The 19,350-nt window shown below is 43.1% G+C and carries 21 protein-coding genes; 6 read left to right on the top strand and 15 right to left on the bottom strand.

Annotated features, from left to right (window positions below):
- Positions 1–64 precede the first annotated feature (64 nt).
- Entirely contained in the window at positions 65–373 is a 309-nt protein-coding gene (locus PAENI_RS02405; protein WP_042187261.1) for a hypothetical protein, read from the bottom strand.
- A 121-nt stretch (positions 374–494) separates the two neighbouring features.
- Positions 495–2,459 (bottom strand): glycoside hydrolase family 127 protein, encoded by a 1,965-nt coding sequence (locus tag PAENI_RS02400; RefSeq protein ID WP_149644131.1) that lies wholly within the window; start codon positions 2,457–2,459, stop codon positions 495–497.
- 133 nt (positions 2,460–2,592) lie between these two features.
- Between PAENI_RS02400 and PAENI_RS02395 the strand changes: the two genes are divergently transcribed.
- From PAENI_RS02395 to PAENI_RS02375, 5 genes are all read left to right on the top strand, one after another.
- Positions 2,593–3,459: a helix-turn-helix transcriptional regulator gene (locus tag PAENI_RS02395; protein ID WP_149644130.1), complete on the top strand. Its 867-nt coding sequence runs from the start codon at positions 2,593–2,595 to the stop codon at positions 3,457–3,459.
- A gap of 175 nt (positions 3,460–3,634) precedes the next feature.
- The gene (locus PAENI_RS02390) at positions 3,635–4,225 is read left to right on the top strand and encodes a YitT family protein (RefSeq protein ID WP_076283375.1); all 591 of its coding nucleotides are present in this window, start codon (positions 3,635–3,637) and stop codon (positions 4,223–4,225) included.
- A 96-nt stretch (positions 4,226–4,321) separates the two neighbouring features.
- The gene (locus tag PAENI_RS02385; RefSeq protein ID WP_149644129.1) at positions 4,322–5,584 is read left to right on the top strand and encodes a DNA polymerase IV; all 1,263 of its coding nucleotides are present in this window, start codon (positions 4,322–4,324) and stop codon (positions 5,582–5,584) included.
- Positions 5,585–5,711: 127 nt separating this feature from the next.
- On the top strand, positions 5,712–6,476 hold the full coding sequence (locus PAENI_RS02380) for a threonine/serine exporter family protein (protein ID WP_042187254.1): 765 nt from the start codon (positions 5,712–5,714) through the stop codon (positions 6,474–6,476).
- A 27-nt stretch (positions 6,477–6,503) separates the two neighbouring features.
- A complete protein-coding gene (locus tag PAENI_RS02375) occupies positions 6,504–6,929 on the top strand; it encodes a threonine/serine exporter family protein (RefSeq protein ID WP_042126727.1) in 426 nt (141 codons plus the stop codon).
- 88 nt (positions 6,930–7,017) lie between these two features.
- On the opposite strand, the gene PAENI_RS02370 is transcribed toward PAENI_RS02375, so the two are convergent.
- The 3 genes from PAENI_RS02370 to PAENI_RS02360 form a co-directional block, all read right to left on the bottom strand.
- Entirely contained in the window at positions 7,018–7,920 is a 903-nt protein-coding gene (locus PAENI_RS02370; RefSeq protein WP_316502726.1) for a DegV family protein, read from the bottom strand.
- Between the two features lie 515 nt (positions 7,921–8,435).
- Entirely contained in the window at positions 8,436–8,897 is a 462-nt protein-coding gene (locus PAENI_RS02365; protein WP_149644128.1) for a DIP1984 family protein, read from the bottom strand.
- Between the two features lie 77 nt (positions 8,898–8,974).
- The gene (locus tag PAENI_RS02360) at positions 8,975–10,993 is read right to left on the bottom strand and encodes a Na+/H+ antiporter (protein WP_149644127.1); all 2,019 of its coding nucleotides are present in this window, start codon (positions 10,991–10,993) and stop codon (positions 8,975–8,977) included.
- A 250-nt stretch (positions 10,994–11,243) separates the two neighbouring features.
- Between PAENI_RS02360 and PAENI_RS02355 the strand changes: the two genes are divergently transcribed.
- Complete coding sequence (locus PAENI_RS02355; RefSeq protein ID WP_149644126.1) at positions 11,244–11,999, top strand: MBL fold metallo-hydrolase; 756 nt, start codon at positions 11,244–11,246, stop codon at positions 11,997–11,999.
- 74 nt (positions 12,000–12,073) lie between these two features.
- Here the strand turns inward: PAENI_RS02355 and PAENI_RS02350 are convergent, their stop codons facing one another.
- From PAENI_RS02350 to PAENI_RS02305, 10 genes are all read right to left on the bottom strand, one after another.
- Positions 12,074–12,709: an NAD(P)-dependent oxidoreductase gene (locus PAENI_RS02350; protein ID WP_149644125.1), complete on the bottom strand. Its 636-nt coding sequence runs from the start codon at positions 12,707–12,709 to the stop codon at positions 12,074–12,076.
- A 21-nt stretch (positions 12,710–12,730) separates the two neighbouring features.
- A complete protein-coding gene (locus PAENI_RS02345) occupies positions 12,731–13,609 on the bottom strand; it encodes a beta-1,6-N-acetylglucosaminyltransferase (protein WP_223178893.1) in 879 nt (292 codons plus the stop codon).
- A gap of 120 nt (positions 13,610–13,729) precedes the next feature.
- Complete coding sequence (locus PAENI_RS02340) at positions 13,730–14,605, bottom strand: VOC family protein (protein ID WP_076282982.1); 876 nt, start codon at positions 14,603–14,605, stop codon at positions 13,730–13,732.
- Between the two features lie 148 nt (positions 14,606–14,753).
- Complete coding sequence (locus PAENI_RS02335; protein ID WP_149644563.1) at positions 14,754–15,086, bottom strand: low molecular weight protein tyrosine phosphatase family protein; 333 nt, start codon at positions 15,084–15,086, stop codon at positions 14,754–14,756.
- Positions 15,087–15,116: 30 nt separating this feature from the next.
- A complete protein-coding gene (locus PAENI_RS02330; protein ID WP_149644123.1) occupies positions 15,117–15,491 on the bottom strand; it encodes a DNA-binding protein in 375 nt (124 codons plus the stop codon).
- Positions 15,488–16,234, bottom strand: coding sequence for a Type 1 glutamine amidotransferase-like domain-containing protein (locus PAENI_RS02325; protein ID WP_149644122.1), 747 nt, complete (start codon positions 16,232–16,234; stop codon positions 15,488–15,490). The genes PAENI_RS02330 and PAENI_RS02325 overlap by 4 nt, the downstream gene beginning before the upstream one ends.
- A 17-nt stretch (positions 16,235–16,251) precedes the next feature.
- The gene (locus tag PAENI_RS02320) at positions 16,252–16,836 is read right to left on the bottom strand and encodes a GNAT family N-acetyltransferase (protein WP_042187237.1); all 585 of its coding nucleotides are present in this window, start codon (positions 16,834–16,836) and stop codon (positions 16,252–16,254) included.
- 61 nt (positions 16,837–16,897) lie between these two features.
- Positions 16,898–17,632: a metallophosphoesterase family protein gene (locus PAENI_RS02315; protein ID WP_149644562.1), complete on the bottom strand. Its 735-nt coding sequence runs from the start codon at positions 17,630–17,632 to the stop codon at positions 16,898–16,900.
- A 234-nt stretch (positions 17,633–17,866) separates the two neighbouring features.
- Positions 17,867–18,289, bottom strand: coding sequence for an Rrf2 family transcriptional regulator (locus PAENI_RS02310; RefSeq protein WP_042187235.1), 423 nt, complete (start codon positions 18,287–18,289; stop codon positions 17,867–17,869).
- Between the two features lie 122 nt (positions 18,290–18,411).
- Positions 18,412–19,287: a YitT family protein gene (locus PAENI_RS02305; RefSeq protein ID WP_179085712.1), complete on the bottom strand. Its 876-nt coding sequence runs from the start codon at positions 19,285–19,287 to the stop codon at positions 18,412–18,414.
- Positions 19,288–19,350 lie beyond the last annotated feature (63 nt).

The raw sequence follows: 19,350 nt of genomic DNA, 5'->3' as shown, positions 1-19,350 counted from the left end.
TGAACGATTGAGCGGATCTATAATTAACGCTGGATGACTCCCTGAACTCTTCAGGGGTCTTTTTTTACCCTTCCACAACATCTGCTCTTAAATCACTCGCAACCTCAAGCATTCTCGGGATCACAGCTTCATTATTTCCAGAAACGTAAATATCCCCTTGATAATGCCTAAATGGGATTGTAGTATCACCAAAGCTCCACATAAAGAAATCTCCCTCAATGGACATCGTAGTGGCGCCTGCTACTGTATAAACTGATGTATAGGTGAAATCAGGTTTGGATGCGAAATACTGCTTGCACTCTTCTAAAGATATGGTTTGTGTTGAACCTCCATCATTTTGCATAGCTCGTGTAATTCGATAACGTTTGCTCATTGTGATGCCTCCAATATTTTCTGTAAAATAATCAGCTACCTTGTCCCGATCAAATATAGCATACAATAAAGCGTAAATCCCAGCTATCCTAAACCTTAAATTACTTTGCCTGTCCCATAACTCACATACTACCTTCCGGAATCCATACCTTCATTTCACCACTGCCACGATTACCCCACAAGTAATATGGAACAGCTTTGACCTTAACGGATTGAAGAGGTGCTTTCTCTCTGCTGTAAAGTCCACCACTCCAGCTCTCTTGATCAACACACAGTCCATCTGCCTCGACAACAACAGCGCCACCAAGCAAAGTCTCATCAAAAGCCGCCGTAAGTTCACCGTCTTCTTTTAAAGAAATAGAGCTTAAAGGCTCACCATTATCGATACTTTCAAGGCAATACACAAGCGGTCCGCGTTGAATCGTTACTTTTTGAGCATCTGCACGCAAATTGGGATGAGCGTAAATGCAATGTGCCTCCATTGGGTCATTCACTTCGATTATGTCTCCTGCTCTCCACATTCTCCGAATAACGAGGTATCCCTGCTCGATGTTCTCAGCAGTGTTCAGCGCTTCACCATTGACTCTGATCTCCATTCCTAGACTCCACGATGGAATCCGCAAAGCAATCCCGAACTCCGCTTCCTCTGCCGGATTAATCTTCATCGTGACTGTACCTTTCCATGGATAGTTGCACTCTTGCTGAATCGTAACATCCGTTCCACTCAGCTTAGTGTTCAGATTACTTCCAATATACAAATTCGTATAGAGTGTATCGCCATGAACCGTGTAAATATATTGATTGAGCGAAGTAAGTAGACGCGCGACATTCGGAGGGCAGCAGGCGCAGCCAAACCAGCCTTGACGTTCAGACTTCACATGATGTTTCTCCGGGTTGCAACTGCATGCCTGAGGCCATACTTCCAGTGGGTTCACATAAAAATAGTGCTTGCCATCCTGTGCCATCGAGCCCAGTACATTGTTGTAAAGCGCCCGCTCCATGACATCGGCATAACGTGCATCCGGTGATATTCTCAGCATACGCTGTGCAAAAAAGATCAACCCAATAGAGGCACAAGTCTCTGCGTACACCGAATCGTTAGGCAGATCATAATCGAAGGTGAACGCCTCACCTCTATGTGTAGAGCCGATCCCGCCTGTAATGTACATTTGCTTGTTCGTAATGTTATTCCACAGTCTCTCGCATGCTTCACGAAGTGATTCATCTCCCGTAATAGCGGCAAGATCAGCCATAGCAGTATACATATAAACCGCACGTACAGCATGGCCTACAGCCACCTTCTGCTCTCTTACTGGAAGATGACTCTGGTAATATTTTAAATCAAGATCCTCCTTCCGACCTGTGAAAAAATTGATCTTCCCCAGATTATCCCATTGTTCCTTTAAGAAATTCGGCTGTTGACCTCGCTCATTAATAAAAAAGCTGCTGAGCTTCAAATATCGTTCCTCACCTGTCAATCGATACAGCTTAACGAGCGCGAGTTCAATCTCCTGATGCCCATCATAGCCCTGCATTTTGCCTTCTTCCGGTCCAAACACAGAATCGATATGATCAACCATTCGGCACATGATGTCGAGCAATTTTCTTTTTCCAGTAGCTTCATAATAAGAAACGGCAGCCTCAATGAAATGTCCAGCACAGTACAGCTCATGACAATCGTTCAAATTGGTCCAGCGTTTACCCGGTTCTTTTATCGTAAAATAAGTATTTAAGTATCCATCTTCCTGCTGCGCCTCGCCAACGAGGTCAATCACTTCATCCGCTTGACGCTCTAGCTCAGGATCACGTGTGATGCTTAAGGAATAACCAACAGCCTCCAGCCACTTAGCCACATCACTATCTTGAAATACCCAGCCGTAAAACTCGCCAGTCTTCCGGCCTGCAGCAATCTCAAAATTAGCAATGGCATGACTGGGTTCAGCTCCCAATGCTCTATCGTGCAATGCCTCATATTGATAGGGGATAACAACGTTCTGGACAAGCTTAATGTATCGACCCCAGAAATCATCTTGAATGGTAACAGTTTGATCTTTTACAACTTCTTGATCCTGTATAATTTTGTTCATCCTCATCTTCCCCTCAGCCTTATTTCATACTCGCTAATAATAATTATAGGGGGTAGAATAGATTAAAAATACGATCAGAAGCAACCCCTTTTTTGTACTATTTCACACTTTAGAAAGGAGGGATAATTACAAAATGGGCCCTTCATTTATACATTTCGCTGCGCCGCCATTTCCTTATTTTCTAGAATGCAATCGCACGGTTTATCAACCCGGAGATCAGCATCCGAATAGAAGCCATATTGGAGTGTTTGATCTACTTATTGTAGAACAAGGCTGTCTATTTATTGGGGAGGACCATAATCAATGGGAGATTTCGGCGGGACATACATTGCTATTGCTGCCCGATCGCTATCATTACTCCGTTAAGCCATGTGACGAGACCACTTCATTTATATGGATTCATTTTCATACCCTTGCAGATTGGTCTAGCTCTGAGGGTGGACCCGTGTATATCAACCGTGAAACACATTTTCGGCAGTTTCTTACTCATCCGTATACCATTCGAGTGCCACAGTTCGGCCCCCTCCCTGACCCTTTTGAACGGAGTGGACAAGCCGAGATGCTATTACAGCTGTCTACGGGCCGGCGTTCCAGCGCAGTTTGGCAGCAGCAACGGATATTTGAAGAAATGCTGCGGATGATGGATCTGGCACAGCATGATACTTCAGAAAGTCACGCGGTGGAAATCGCAGAGCAGACGGAGACTTATATCCGTAATCATTATGCGGAGCCTCTCTCCAATGCCTCACTAGCGGACGCACTGCATTTTCACTATAACTACCTTACTCGCTGCATGAAAAGAGTGTATGGGCTGACTCCGATGGAGTATTTGACGGATTACCGTTTGGAACAGGCTAAGCTATTGCTGCTTAAGACTGAGCTTTCTATAGCCGGAATCGCAGAACGTACCGGCTTCGAGAGTGCCGCCTACTTCTCGCGTCGATTTGCTCAGCAGATCGGAATCTCTCCGCTTCGCTTTCGTAAGCGTTACTCCCGTTAAAACACAAGCAGCACGTCTCCGATTATTGGACACGTGCTCCTTCCTCCATACCCCTATTCCTCACACACTATGTAATATAAGACTTTTTAACCCTGATTCATAATCAGGTTTTTTTGTTCAACTGCAATTTTTTGGAAGTGACAAGCATATTTATAGACATGCCTTTAATGTGGAGATGTTAAATATGCGGCCATTAAGATACCTTATCATTCTTTTAGGAAGCTTACTCGTTGCTGCGGGAACTAATTTTTTTCTCGTACCATATAAAATCCTGGATGGGGGAATAATAGGGATAGCCCTCATTATTAATTATTTATCCGACGCTAAAATTGGCGTAGCTATAATTCTCTGCAGCTTTCCTATCTTTCTGCTCGCTTGGTTAAAGGAACGCGATATCTTTTACAACAGTGTACTCGGCCTACTGATCTCATCATTTCTGATCGAGCTTCTCGGTCCTTTCCAATATCACTTTCTATATTATTTTGAGTTTGGTTCCATTTCTAGCGCCATTATTGGCGGTTTTTTGATGGGAACGGGACTTGGGATTATGCTGAGGTTTAAAGCTAGTACGGGTGGCACCGATCTGCTCGCTCAATTTATAAAAAGGTATGTCCCGCTGAACCTTGGATTCATCATTTTTTTGACCGACTTTATGATTATCGGCGCGGGGGGACTCCTGATTTCCAAGGAAACCTTCTTCCACTCCATCCTCACGATTATCTCTGGGGGCGTGGCTACGGGTCTATGCACACTTGAGACGAAATAAATGGAAATAAATACGAATACACACGATCATATGTTCGTATTATAATAAAGAGAAAAAATATAAGGTATCTCTACCTCACCTGGAGCGTGTGAACCTATGAATAAAGAGCGTATCATTATGCTATCTGATTGCCAAAGCTTCTATGCCTCCGTGGAAAAAGCCTCTAATCCGCAGTACAGCAATAAGCCGCTGATCGTTGCTGGAGACCCAGCTAGACGGAGCGGTATTGTGCTGGCTGCCTGCCCTATAGCCAAATCTTATGGCATTACTACCGCTGAGACGTTGAAGGAAGCGCTGGCAAAATGCCCCGAAGTCATCGTGGTCAGACCACATATGCAGCAATATATCGATGTCTCCTCTCAAATCACAGATATTCTACGTAAGTTTAGCGACCAGGTAGAGCCCTATTCTATCGATGAACAGTTTATTGATGTCAGCGGTAGCCTCAGCTTATTTGGCAGTCCAAGGGAGATCGCTACCGCCATTCAGGATCTAATTCGTAGAAACACAGGTGTGCGTGCGCGCATCGGCATAGGATATTCCAAGGTTACCGCCAAAATGGCTTGCGACCTGTGGGCCAAGAAGAACGCGGATGGTATATTCACCCTCGCTCACGAGGAGCTTCCGAATGTGCTCTGGCCTCTCCCCATTAGCGAGCTGTTCATGGTAGGTCGCCGCATGTCCGCCCATTTCCAAAGTATGGGTATTACGACGATTGGCCATTTGGCACAGATGCCGCTAAGCGAGCTAAAATGGCGCATGCGGGAGAAATTTCATAAAAAATGTGATATCGACGCCGAGCTATATTGGCAGATAGCCAATGGCATCGATGACAGCCCCGTGAGCCCAAGCACCTATGAAGTCGCACCCAAGAGTGTCGGGCACCAAATGACGCTGCCACGGGATTACTATAAGCTGCAAGATATTAAGACCATCATTCTTGAGCTATCTGAGCTTGTATGTAGACGTTGCCGCAAATTGAAAGTGCATGGTGCAGTCGTGTCTATCGGCTGCCAAGGTGCCAGTTTTGATGACCCCACAGGCTTCTCAAGACAGACTACAATGAGCGATCCTACGAATGCCACCCTGCTGGTATATGAGGCAGCTCTCTCTCTCTTCAAACTCCACTGGGACGGTCAGCCTGTGCGTAGAGTCCACTTAAACCTGTCCAATCTATCTGACGAAAGCCAGTACCAGCTAACCCTATTTGAGTCTCGCCCTCGCTATCGTGAACTCGAACGTGCGACCGATGCCCTCAAGAATAAATATGGGGAGACGATCATTGGGCGAGCAGCTTCTTTTACAGATGCCGGGCAGCTTAAGGACAGATCTGGAAAGATCGGCGGACACTATAAATAAAAACTATATTAAAATACACACCATATCGTTTATAATGCTATATTGGGGTTGTTATTTTCACGTAGATGAAGCGACAATCGAAATATGTAAACATAGATAATCACATTCCAGAGGAGGACCGGAGAAGTTGGATAGCACGAGCAACACTAACACTACGTATTATGAAATCGTTGATCTCTGTCTTCTTGCTGGCAAGATCATGCTGCAGAATGGTGCAGAAACATCCAGAGTTGAAGATACGATGACACGAATGGCAGGATCTCTCGGGTTCCCAGGAGCACATAGCTATGTGACGCCAACCGTTATAATGTTCACCACAAATAGAATAGAACCTGTTAAGTTATACAGAATTGCGGAGCGAACAACAGATCTGCAGAAGGTATCGGAGGTCAATGACATTTCTCGGCGTCTAAGCGAACGTCAGATTACAGCTGAGGAAGCTCGTGCAAAATTAGGAGAAGTCGATGAAGCCTCACCTGTCTATCCCGTATGGCTGCAGATCTTAGCAGCCGCCCTTACTGGTGCTTGCTTCACCGTTATGTTTAAAGGCAGTTTGTGGGATGCTCTCCCCGCCTTACCGATTTCCGGACTAGGCTTCGCTGCGGTCATTTATCTGCATCGTTTAGTGCAGACTAAATTCTTTGCAGAGTTTTCCGCTTCCTTCCTGATCGGACTTCTAGCCTTCTGTTCTGTAAAGCTGGGGATTGGTCAAGAGATGGACAAAATCATTATCGGCTCCGTTATGCCTCTAGTACCCGGACTACTCATTACTAATGCCGTTCGTGATCTGATGGCCGGTCATCTGGTCTCAGGCATATCCAAGGGAGCCGATGCCTTTCTAACTGCATTTGCGATCGGTACAGGTATCGGGCTTGTACTATCACTATTTTAATATCCATGTGAAAGAGGTTAGCCCTTCATGATTTTGCAACTTATAACCAGTTTTATCGCCGCGGCAACCTTCTGTATTCTATTTAATGCGCCTAAGCGCTCACTACTACAGTGTGGTTTTGCCGGAATGGTGGGCTGGATGGTGTATGTGCTTCTTAATGTAGAGTTCGGACCTGTTGTAGCTACGTTCGCAGCTAGTGTAATAGTGGGCATCGTCAGCCAATTTTTTGCGCGATCCTTCAAAATGCCGGTTATTATTTTTAGTGTAGGTGGTATTATCCCGCTTGTTCCGGGTGGTCTCGCTTATGATGCTATGCGTAAATTTGTGGAAGAGGACTATACTCTGGCTGTAGAAATCGCTGTTCGGGCATTAATGCTCTCTGGAGCCATTGCAGCTGGACTCGTGCTAAGTGATGTAATTGGACAAATGTTCCGTCGTCGTGCAATCAAATAACAGCATCCTTCTTCAAAAAAAGAAATCGCCTGTTGGTACAATGGTGGTCACCCATCCATCTCCCAAGGAGCGATTTCTTTGTTCATCTCTATGCAAATAACGCTTCAGGGAAGGCTAAAGGCGCAGCACCCGGATGAATACTATTGATGCTAGTGTTCTTGATCCAGGACAGCCCTACAGTGCCCTCACCCGCATGAACAGCCACAGCAGGAATATAGGTCATTATCTCAGTTCGTAAGTCAGGCGCCATTGCTTTTATGTCCTCTTCTAGCTTGAGTGCCATCTCTAAATTATTTGAATGCATGATACATACATCACTAACAAGCCCTACATCCTGTTTAAATATCTCCAAAAGCGCCTGTTGCGTTTTCTTCATTGTACGGATTTTCTCGACAACAACGACCTTCCCTTCGTCAAAACGAAGCAGCAAGTTTATACGCAGCAATTGGCTAAGTACAAATTGTGATCCAGAAACACGTCCACTGCGATGAAGCTGTGTCAAGCTTGCAGGAATTAAGTAAAAGGACATATTCTGAATAATATTTTCAATCTTCGCTTTAATTTCCAGTCCAGAAAGACCCTTCTTCTGCCAGTGTATACCGCGCATGATCATTTCTCGGATAGGATAAGCGCCAACCTTGGCATCAATTCCAATTACATTGGCCTCCGCTATTTCGGCGCCTTGCATCGAAGCATTGTAAGTGCCACTGAGCTCTGAAGAAAGATGTACAGCAATAATTTCATCGTATTCTTCCTTCAACCGTTCGTATAGCTCAATAAACTCACCGATTGGAGGCTGTGAACTGCCTACCTTTTCATGCTGGCGCATTTTCTCATAGAAGTCATCGATCGTAATATCTATATTCTCTTTATAACATTCGTTGTTGATAATAATCCGTAACGGAATAATATATACATGATTATTCTTAGCGAACTCCGGATCTATGATACTTGTACTGTCGGTTACCCAGGCAATTGATTTCATGGTCATTTGTCACTTCTCTCTCTCATAAAAAGGAATAGTAGAATGAATGAGGAGACAAGGGCCAAGAATTCCAGACCAGTGAATCACACGCTCACCCTGAATAATCAACTTAAGAATTGAACAGCGGTTAAGTAATCCGCGTATTCGTAAATTATACAGGATAATAAGCGTTAATATAGGCAAAACAGGCCTTTCATGCAAATTTCAATCTATTTAATTCAACATTATTCGACATTTTTTCACATTATATATGACGAATATACCTATCCTAATAGCGCCACTTCATGTTATGAAAAAGCAAAACCACAGCAAAAATATCCCCGTCCCCACCCTCACTGTTCTTCCATAAATCAACGCGCGGTAGTTACATTAATAGGTACACTTTACATTTGTAACAGTACGGGGCTAAATTATAATTTGGTCAGATATGGCCCGGCATCTGTCGATTGTCCAACTTCCCCTGTTGGCGGGCTGCGTTCACCTTTATGAAGATCAGTTACCTTCTACTGTGGTAAATCTTATTATGGTGTAGTCAAGGATACCGTCCAGTTCTTCTCCTGAATCTTAAAATCCAACTCGCGGTAAGACTTGGACAGCTCATCCATCTGCTTCTGAATCTGAGTGACATCCACCGTTCTTTGAAAACGAACCTCCGAGCGACTGTAACGTTCCTGAGTAATAGAAGCCTGTTCGAGCAAATCGCTAAACAGCTTCCGTAGCTGTAACATTTTGTCCCGTTCCGCTAGCGCATCGGAGATACTCCAATTCTCATTGAAAGCCACGGATGAATTCGTTCGATTAATCGCTCGGATCAAAATCGTCTGTTCATTCACAGCTCTTTCTAACTCCTGCAAAAGAGCTTCAGGTTGCTCAGCCGGCTCCTCACCCTCTTGAACTTTAACGACTCGCTCCAGCCGCTGCTTTAGCTGCGCGATTTTACGGGTTAGATCACTTCGATTCACTAACGCTTCCGCAAGTTTCATATCTGGGTTCCCCCTAAAATTTTCTGATAGCTAGCGAATAAAGCTCGTGTGAAGAGATGCCGTGGTGTTCAGTACAGCTAATCCTCCCAAATCGATGTCTCTAAATGATCTACGAACTTGCGTAATTTACCGGCTAGCTTGCGGTTAATGGTTCCATCCTGATACATTTGCTGCACCTTATCCCGCTGCTCTTGAATGGCTTTCAGCTTCATTTCAAGCTTTTGATCATCCACAAGACCATCCTTTGTCCAGCCTTTCCCTTGCTCCAGACGAGAAATTAACTGCTCATAACTGCATGCAACCTTCTCGGCTGCACCTCGGTTGTTCTCGTTCTTACTGACATTAATAGCAGCTATAGCAGCTTGGGCCATGGCAATTTTCGCTTCTCTAGCACACTCAGCCTGTTGCAGCATTTGTTGGCTAGCTTCCCCTTCATTCTGACCTGAGAACATTCCCGCAAACAGCCGTCTAATCTCGGTAATCGATATTCTGATTTGTGAATTTAGACTTCTGGCTAGAAAGACCTCACTATGATCCAAGAATTCTCCCAGCTTCTGAGCCACTGAAGCGGGAATCTCATTGTTCTCTAGTAATCGGTTTAGTTCTTTACGTTCAGCTTGCAGACCCACAATCCTCGCTTCAACACCTAGTCGGCGGAAGTTCTCGAGTGCTGGATCATTCGATTGGTCCTCACGGTTTAGACTATAAACCTTTTCTCTAAATTCACTCAAAGCCGGTTGCGCGGATTCCTTACTTTCTTCTGTCATCATACTTTGCAGCATGGTTAAACCGGCAGCAATAACTTTAGACTTGGCCGCCTGCTCGGCTCCTGTCTCACCTGATTCGGCAACTGGCTCTTCTTTACCTGCTAAAATTGGCAAAAAGATACTAGCGATCAGCAGCGACATTAGAATAACACCTGCGGCGATAAAGATGATTAAATCACGCTCAGGAAATGGTGATCCATCCCCAAGAAAAAAGGGAATCGAGAACGCACCGGCTAAGGTAACCGCTCCACGCACTCCTGAAATCGTGAGGATTAATAGTGACTTAACAGATGATTTCTCCATTTTTTGCAGACGAGATCCTACTAAAGAGAACACATACACCCATACAAACCGTAATACAAACAGCAGCATAGTGATGGCTAATACATAACCTACAACTATAAGATTATCCACGGCCGTATCACGGTAGATCACTTCAATAACGTCTGGAATAGATAAGCCAAGAATAAGGAAGACCAGGCCATTCAATATATAGAGCAGAACAGACCATGTACTAGCGGATACCAGTTGTAGCTTATACTGCGGAGATACGGCACGGTCCTTCTCAACCGCATGAATAATCCCCCCTGCAACCACTGCCAAAATGCCAGATACCCCTATCTCTTCACTGATCAAATAAATAATAAAAGGAGTTAGGATTTGCAGCAGCACATGCACTGTGATATCCTCCATCCCCAGTCTGCGAATAATTACGCTTAGCCGAATCAGAAGAAAAGCCAATAATGCCCCAACGATCAACCCGCCTGCAGCTATAACTACAAAGCTAATGGAGGCTTTCGGTAAAGAAAACATACCCGTAACTGCTGCAGCAATGGCAAAGTTAAAGGCAACAAGCCCGGAGGCATCATTCATTAATGATTCGCCCTCTAGAATGCGGTGAATACTCTTAGGAAGATGCACTCTTCCAGCGATTGCGCTGACCGCGACCGCATCTGTAGGTGACAAGATCGCTGCCAGAGCAAATGCAGCTGCTAGCGGGATCGTTGGAATCATCCAGTTTATCGAATATCCAGCAATAAGCACCGTAGCAAAAACCAATCCCAGCGCCAGCATTAATATCGGACCCCGTAAGTTCCATAATTCATTTCTTGGCGTCCGTTTCCCATCATTGAACAAAAGCGGTGCAATAAACAATACGAAAAACAGCTCTGGTTCCAATGTCATATGTATTCCCAAAGGCATTAACACAACCATTACACCCAGACCAATTTGAATTAACGGTATTGGCACAAAGGGAATAAATCGGTTTATGATGTTGGAAATTGCGATAAGGCCCAGTAGGACGAGTACAACTAGAAAAGTCTCCAAACCACATCAACTCCCTTTTTTATTTGGTTATTATATCGTAAAGCTTCGGGTAAGGGAAAAATATAGAAATAGAAGTTCTTAACAATAATGTCCCCTAGAAATCACACAAAAAATACATCAGATATATATTGACAAAAATATTTATTTATGTTATAATAAAGAATTACGCTATTGAAATTACATTTTATTTTAAGTATTATATGCATTAGCCTAACGGCATCGCTCTTATCATCAATCATGGAGGGATCTTATGCATATTGCTAGTGGAATAGAAATGTTAGAGATTACAGCACAGGTTATGGGCGGGAATGACACGATTTACCCCACGCTGCTCTGGGATCAAAATTCTGCTGTACTCGTAGACACTGGATTTCCGGGCCTGCTCCCAAAATACAAAGAAGCTCTAAAAGAAACCCACGTGCCTTGGGAACAACTACGCACCGTAATCATCACACATCAAGATCTAGATCACATCGGGAGCTTACCTGATTTACTGTCAGAAGAATGTCTAGAACTGACAGTTCTGGCTCACGAAATCGAGCAGCCTTATATTGAAGGAGAGCGAATGCTCCTTAAACACACCCCTGAAGCTTTAGCTGCGGCAGAAGCCATGATCCCCCCTCATGTACCAGAGGAATGGCGCCGCGCTTTCCTATCCGTGTTATCTCATCCCCCTAAAGGAAGAGTAGATCGAACCATAGTGGACGGGGAAATACTGTCTCTTGCCGGTGGAATTACGATTATCCATACACCAGGACATAGCCCTGGACATCTGAGTCTATACCATCATGATAGCCGTACGCTAATTGCCGCGGATGCTCTTACCGTTCAAGGCGGTGAGCTGCACGGCCCCACTCCTTCGGCAACGCCTGACATGAAGCAAGCTTTATCCTCTCTAACGAAGTTCGCCGAGTATGAGATTGAAACGGTCATTTGCTATCATGGCGGAATTTATCGCGGAAACGCAAACAAACGGATTGCTGAAATTGCAGAAGCAAGAGAATAGACTGATGCAAGAAAGCAGAGCCCTTATCTGGCTCTGCTTTCTTTTTATATATAGTCCCTACTCGTTATACTCACTTATGATTCCGAAACAACTGTAAACCGTTCACGAATATGCTGCGGCTGTTCAATTTCATCTACAATAGCAATCGCATAATCTTCATAGCTGACATAGCTCTCACCTTTGGAATTCACAAGCAGATGATCTTTGCCTTTCACATAAGAACCCGTTCTAGTCCCAATTGCAAAATTAGCGGATGGACTAACGAAGGTCCAAGACAGCGAGTCTGTACCTTGCAGGATCTCCAGGTTCTTCCCTTGATTCGTAGCCGTTGGCTTGATAAAGTCAGGGAAATCAGGGGTATCTACCACTTTGAGCGTCTTAGCTTCATCTACATATAAACTTCCCGCACCTCCAACTACAATCAATCTTGTATTAGGGGCATCCTTTAATGCTTCAATAAGCACATTTCCGGCATCCACATGCAGATGCTCTTGTCCAAATGGTGCTCCGAAAGCATTCACAACAACATCTAAACCCTTCAAATCTTCAGCGGTAAGTGCAAATACATCCTTTTCGATGACCTTTGCCTTACGATTTGCAACTTTCGATGCATCCCGTACAATGGCTGTAACTTCATGGCCTCTATCTAGCGCTTCCTGAGTGATTCGGCTTCCGGCTTTTCCACTTGCTCCTACAACTGCGATTTTCATATAATTTCCTCCTGTATATGTTTACGATGTTTTTACTTTAGTATTTATATCAAGGAGATCCTGAACGATGCTTCTGTCGATATCGAGATCAAACTTTCTCCCCCAAAAGCATTCTGTACCCATACGAGTGATCCGGTCATAATCTTCTATCGTTAGTGTTCTTGGATAATCCGGTCCTGTTTCCCAGTCTGTATACCTCTTAATTTCACTCCGTACATTGTTCTTAAACCCACTATTCAAAATAATCGTATGGAAGAAGATTTCATCTCCACATAATGTGTTCTTAAAAAATCTAACATACTCTGGAGAAGTAGAAGTAAACTCCATGATGTATTCCATACATTCACCTGTAATAGACATCCAGTTAGAGCCTTTATACAGCGATTTTGGCAGAACACCCAACCTTCTTTGCAAGAATGGAACGTTCATTACTGCTTTAATATACCTCATCCTAATGGCAGCCATACGCCTGGTTCTTGAGATCAGGAATCTAGGATAATAAACCGACACCCTCTCATAACATCCCCACGTTTCAGAAGTATTCGGTAATTGCTGATACTTCACAAATTCGTCCCCCTGATTCTTCTCAAAGAAATCAAGAATAACTTCGTTAGAAGCTAAGGGCAGATCCTGACCACTTATGATGTGGATATAATTGAATTTCCCATGTTCTTTGATCAGCGCAAAACACTTCAAAACACATTCAATCTGACTGTAATGTCCCCACCGTACATCAATAGGCTCTTTGACAAAATGAATATCGTTACGGTGAGTAATATCAGCTTCAATACCACTCTTCTGATCGACATGTAGGAAAAACCCGACGGAGTCATTAGTTAAACTATCGATTAGCATATTGATCTGCTCAGGATTTTTGTGACAAAGGATCACATACGCCATTTTGAATGATTCCAACAACCTTCACCCTTCCGCCCATCTTTTTCCAAATATTATAAAATAAATGGACAAAAATGGATAGTTCTTTCTATCCAGAAAAAGGTGAATTCGATTGGTGATTAGTTATTTCGTATGACTTTTCACTATAAGTCTGATTCCAATGTTCCATGGATCTTTGAATGTAGGGGCTCCATTCTCTTCAACAACGGTGTAACCCGCCTGCTTAACACGCTCCACTACAGACGTACGCTCCTCTTCATTCGGAAGAAGTAAGGTGAAATAATCAATTCCTACTGCATCAGCAGGTGCCACAGGTGCGCCTTGCCCTGCCCATATATTCAATCCAATGTGGTGATGATACCCACCTGCTGAGATAAACATTGCCGCACTGCCATAATTAGCTACTAGATCAAAACCAAGCAAACCAACGTAGAACTCCTTCGCCTTAGTTAAATTACCCACATGAAAGTGTACATGTCCGATCACCGTTCCAGCTGGCAGCCCGTTCCATTGTAAACCTTCAGAAGCCGCCAACAAACCATCTACATCCACTGGGTCCGTTGTCATCATTACATGCCCTTCCGCATCATACTTCCATGTATCCCTAGGACGATCTCTATAAATTTCGATTCCGTTGTTATCCGGGTCCTGAATATACAGTGCTTCACTCACCAAATGATCTCCCTGACCCACTTCAATTCCCGACGCGATCAAATTGCGTACAACGAGTCCCAAGCTAGGACGATCCGGAACAAGGATAGCAAAATGATACAATCCAGCCACTGAGTTCGGACGTAGAACCTTTGCATTCTCAATCTCCCGCAGAATCAATAACACATTCTGACCGTCAGCAGTCATTTCCACCTCACGGCCAGATTGTCGCAAGACACTTAACCCCACCACGTTCTGATAAAATGTGAGCGAACGCTCTAAATTACTTACTCTAATTTGTACCAGACCAATCTCTACGTCCGGATGAAGTGTTGTTTTAGTTGTCATTATGTTTCCTCCCACTATTCCTGTAACTTTATCAGTTACAAATTAACTATCTTTAGTATAGTTACCTTCTATATGTTTGTCAATTACCAACAAAAAAATCATGCTGACTGATTCACAGCCAAACATGATTCATAAGAACACTTCATCCTTAGGAGTGCCATTCCTGTAAATATTCAGCTACACTGGATTCAAGAAGTCCAATTAAATCTTCATCCATATACTTATAATCATCTGATATATTCAAACAAATTATTCTTTTGCCGATTACACCGTCTCTGAATTTATCTTGAATTCTTCGCACATGCTTCTTCTCCATCACAAAAATAACATCCGCCCAGCCCACATGCCCTTCAGAAAGTTTGATTCTCGCATGCTCCTCTGTCCCAGCAGATCTCACTTCATGACCATCAATTCCTTGAAATATCTTCTCCGCAGTTAGACTCCGCCAGCGATTCTGGCTGCAGACAAACAGTAGTTTAATAAAGAGCACCTTCCTTATCCGAGTAAAACCTTATTTCGTTTGTCGGTTTAGATAAACTCTCCTATTTAAGGAAGCATCCGAAACCCATGTTGTTAATAAGTCTTTATTAAAAAGATATTCATTACCAACTCTGATATAAGGAAACATAGTTCCTTGAAAAATGCCCGATCTACTTAAATTCTCATGCTCCGTTTTAATAATATTCATTACTTGATCTTCAGTCAGATTTAAGTATAAGGCCGTCTCTTTAATATCCATCAAAAGCTTATCTGCCGTTACTATGGATGGAGTCTGGTCTTGATCAACTTCCAACTCTTTATCGCCATTAGTTATTGAACATCCAATAATAAATGAAATCCCTAGAATAAGACTCGCCACGATAATTGAGATTTGATTAGCCTTCATTGATCACCTCCACCGTACACTTCATGAAGAGGTCTGTAGCTTGGGTGTTCTTCGATTTGCGTAACGACAACACCTTGCTCTGAGTCCATCACACGGTAGGCTTTAGCTTCTTCTCTGGTCGACATCACCTTATATTCATTATCCTTGTAGATGATGGCACAGTTATTATCCACTGCGATTCCGAGCAAACCTCCGTCTTTTACCATACGCGAAAAATCCTCAACCCGAATATCCTCATTATAATGTGGACAATGAATACCTGGCAGAATCCCCATCGCTTCAAGCTTAATATACTGCCAGTTCCCTTGGTCGTCGAACGCTTCAGAGTCACTATGCCCATATTCAAACCAGCAAATGGAACCTGCACTCAGCCCCGCCAAAATAGTCCCCGAGTTGTACGCTTCTTTTAGAAGATCATCTACGCCGGTATTTTTCCAAATCTCCAGCATCTTTCGGGTATTACCACCACCAACATAAATCAGATCAGCGGATATAATTAACTCTGCGATTTCTTCATGGGTATAGGTTTGGCTCACAAGCAATAAATGACTTGTTTCACATCCTAGAATCTCGCCGTACACTTTGTTGAACGTATCACAATAACCTGGTGCATCACTACTAGCTGTTGGAATAAATAACGCTTTCGGATTAACTTTCTGGGTTAACTTCACAACTTCACGATCCATTTCAAGCGTTTCTAAATCGATTAGCTCTCCCCCACCGATTACCACGATAGTCCCCATAATCTCCCCTACTTTCACTAGGATCTGTTTTCTCCCTTTCCGTATTCCTCTGCAAGAATGCTGTAAATCTCCAAATCAATGAGCCCTTTACCTGACCATACATGGGCTTGTCTTAACGTCCCCTCTTTCATAAAGCCACTTTTCAAAAGGACCCGTTTGGACCGCTCATTAAAAGGCATGACTTCAGCTTGGATTCGATTGACCTCTGCCGTCTCAAATAAATATTTTTTCACCATTTCAACGGCCTGAGTTGCAATCCCTTTTCCCCAATAAGACTCCGCCAAAAAATAACCAATCGTGACCATATCCACTTTTTGATTAAAATCCATAGCTTCGATGATACCTAGCAGTATGTACGGATTATTTTTACGGAAAATTCCCCACTTCACTCTTAACCCTTTATTAAAATCACGTTCGAAATGTCCGATCATATTCTTTACTGTATCTTTATTATGTTTCGGAATAATTCCGCAGTACTCAAACACTTGATCATTGCTATAAATTCCAAATACCTCTTCAAGGTTACTAACTTCAATTTTTTTCAGTGTTAGTTGTTCGGTTTCCAAAGTAGGGAATTGCTCAAATACATGACTAAGCTTCAATTCGTTCCCTCCGTTACTTTTTGATGTTGTGAATCAAGGTTACCGCTCGAAAGCTCATCTTCTATCCCCGCGCATTCCCTCTATACTGCGCAGTTCTAAGCTCTCGAATATAGGGCTCTGTAGCTGGCATAACTGCATCTATGGCTTGTTGAATGGCTAACTCAATATCATAAGGAACTCTTACAAATTGTATATTCAAAGATGCTGTTGTCAGGCCTCCATATTCCCCCTCCAAAATCACATAAGATGCCTGAGTGACATCTAGAGGATTCCCCACACTGCCAACATTAAATAAAGTCTTCCCTTCTAAATGTTGTATAAAAGCATTGTGAATGTCCCCATAACCTACGATATCCGCTTGTCGTTTCTCCTGGCAGAGATCAGAACAACCAAACATAGACAGCCGCTTCTCATAATCGTCCCAAGGCTGAATCCGTTCATAGTAGCTTCGCGGTGAAGCATGAAATAATCGGATAAACTTACCACTCATCATAAACTCAATCGAGAACGGTAATGTACCTAAATAAGCAAGGCGGTCTTTACCCAACAAATTCCGACTCCACCGGGCCATTTCAAAATCAACATCCTGATTCATTAAATCATCCCAGTTTCCCATAACACTGATTTCACAATTGTTCTTAATGATATCAACGGCTAGATCTGAATTTGGTCCTTTACCAACAATATCACCTAGGCAAAATATCCTGCTAATTCCACGCTGCTTAATATCCTCTAATACGGCTGTCAAAGCCGGGATATTTCCATGAATATCTGAGATTAATGCGATTTGTTCCACTGTAAATCCTCCGTTCATTGTCCACTTCAGCATATTAGAGTTTCCCTATATGAAGTATTATCTGTTTTCTGCCTTCTAAATACAGATTCTATGATTACGCCCTACTTCCCTTCTTTAAGCACTACTCTCCTGACCCAAGCCATTCGGAGCCTCTTGATATGTTTCCAATAAAAAAAGACCACAATCACGTTAGCACATGTTGTGGTCTTCATTCTACGTTGCGATATGGAGTGGTTATATTTCAGGCATTTCATTCACAATCTGCTCCAAAGTAACCTCCTGAAGGACATTCTCCATCGCCTTTTGCGCGAGCGAGAATACCGGAACAATGGCGCTGGCTATATTTTTGCCGACTGGACAATCCGGGTTAGGGTGCTCATGAACCGAGAACAACGAATCCTCCTCCACCGCGTTTACTGCCTTGTAAATTTGAAGTAGTGTAATCTCAGCGCTACTACGTGAAAGTGAGGCTCCTGCGACTCCGGGGCGGGCCGTTACCAGTCCTGCTTTTTGCAACATACTAGTTAGCCGGCGGATAACTACAGGGTTGGTGTTCACACTACCAGCTATCCACTCCGAGGTACTTTTACCCTCTTTATTACTGTCGATTAACGTTAATATATGAATGGCTACCGCAAAACGGGTGCTGATGTTCACTATAAATCTCTCCTTTTGCCATACTACCCGGCTAGCAACAAGTGCATTAATCAGATGCAACAATAATAGTTACATTTTATGCATTTGTCAAACACTTAAGGAGATGCACTTCAGGATCGTAATTAGTGAATATTATGCTTTTTGAAATTACCGCCCTTAACTTCTGCTACATCATATACTACGACAAAAGCGTTAGGGTCAATTTCATGAATGATTTCCTTGATTTTGCTTTCTTCCAGACGGTTAATTACACAGGTAATTTCTTTGAATTGTTCATTAGAGTAACCACCGTATGCATCAGTATAGGTTGCCCCACGTCCCAATCGGTCACGAATCGTTTCCACCATAATTTCCGGTTGAACGGTGATGATTTTGAAAGTTTTAGAGCCGCTCAAACCTTCCTCAACGATATGTATCACTTTAGAAGCAATAAAATAAGCAAGTGCGGATAGAATCGCCCCTTGTAGCCCAAATGCAGTTGAAACAACAATAAAGACAAACATGTTTAGGAATAAGATTAGATCACTTGTCCCAAAAGGTATTTTTCGTGAAAGCAATACAGCCAACATGTCGATCCCATCTAACGCCCCACCATTACGTAACGCTAAACCCATACCAAAACCGATGATAATCCCGCCTACAACAGTAATTAATAATGTATCTCCTTCAATAATCGTTGGCACATGGTGCATTAGGCTTGTACCAATGGCTAGTGAGGCAATACCGATAATGGAATAAATAGCAAAGCTTTTACCAATTTGCTTATATCCTAACCAAACAAATGGGATGTTAATTATAACAATTAGCAGCCCTAACGGTAATCCAAACAGCTGTGAGCCAACGATACTTAGGCCTGTTACACCACCATCTGAAACATTGTTAGGTATTAATACGGATTCCAGGCCATATGAAGTTATAAGTGCCCCTATAATAATTAATATGACTTTTGAAAATATCTTTAACTTATTTGATTTTTGATGCTGTCTTATTCCATGCATTCCATTTCCCCACTTCAAATTAGTTTTTTATATCACTGCAAGTGAAAAACATCCACTGGACAA

Source organism: Paenibacillus sp. B2(2019) (assembly GCF_008370385.1).
Classification (GTDB): Bacteria; Bacillota; Bacilli; order Paenibacillales; family Paenibacillaceae; genus Paenibacillus_AQ.
This window is presented reverse-complemented; position numbering and strand designations above follow the sequence as displayed.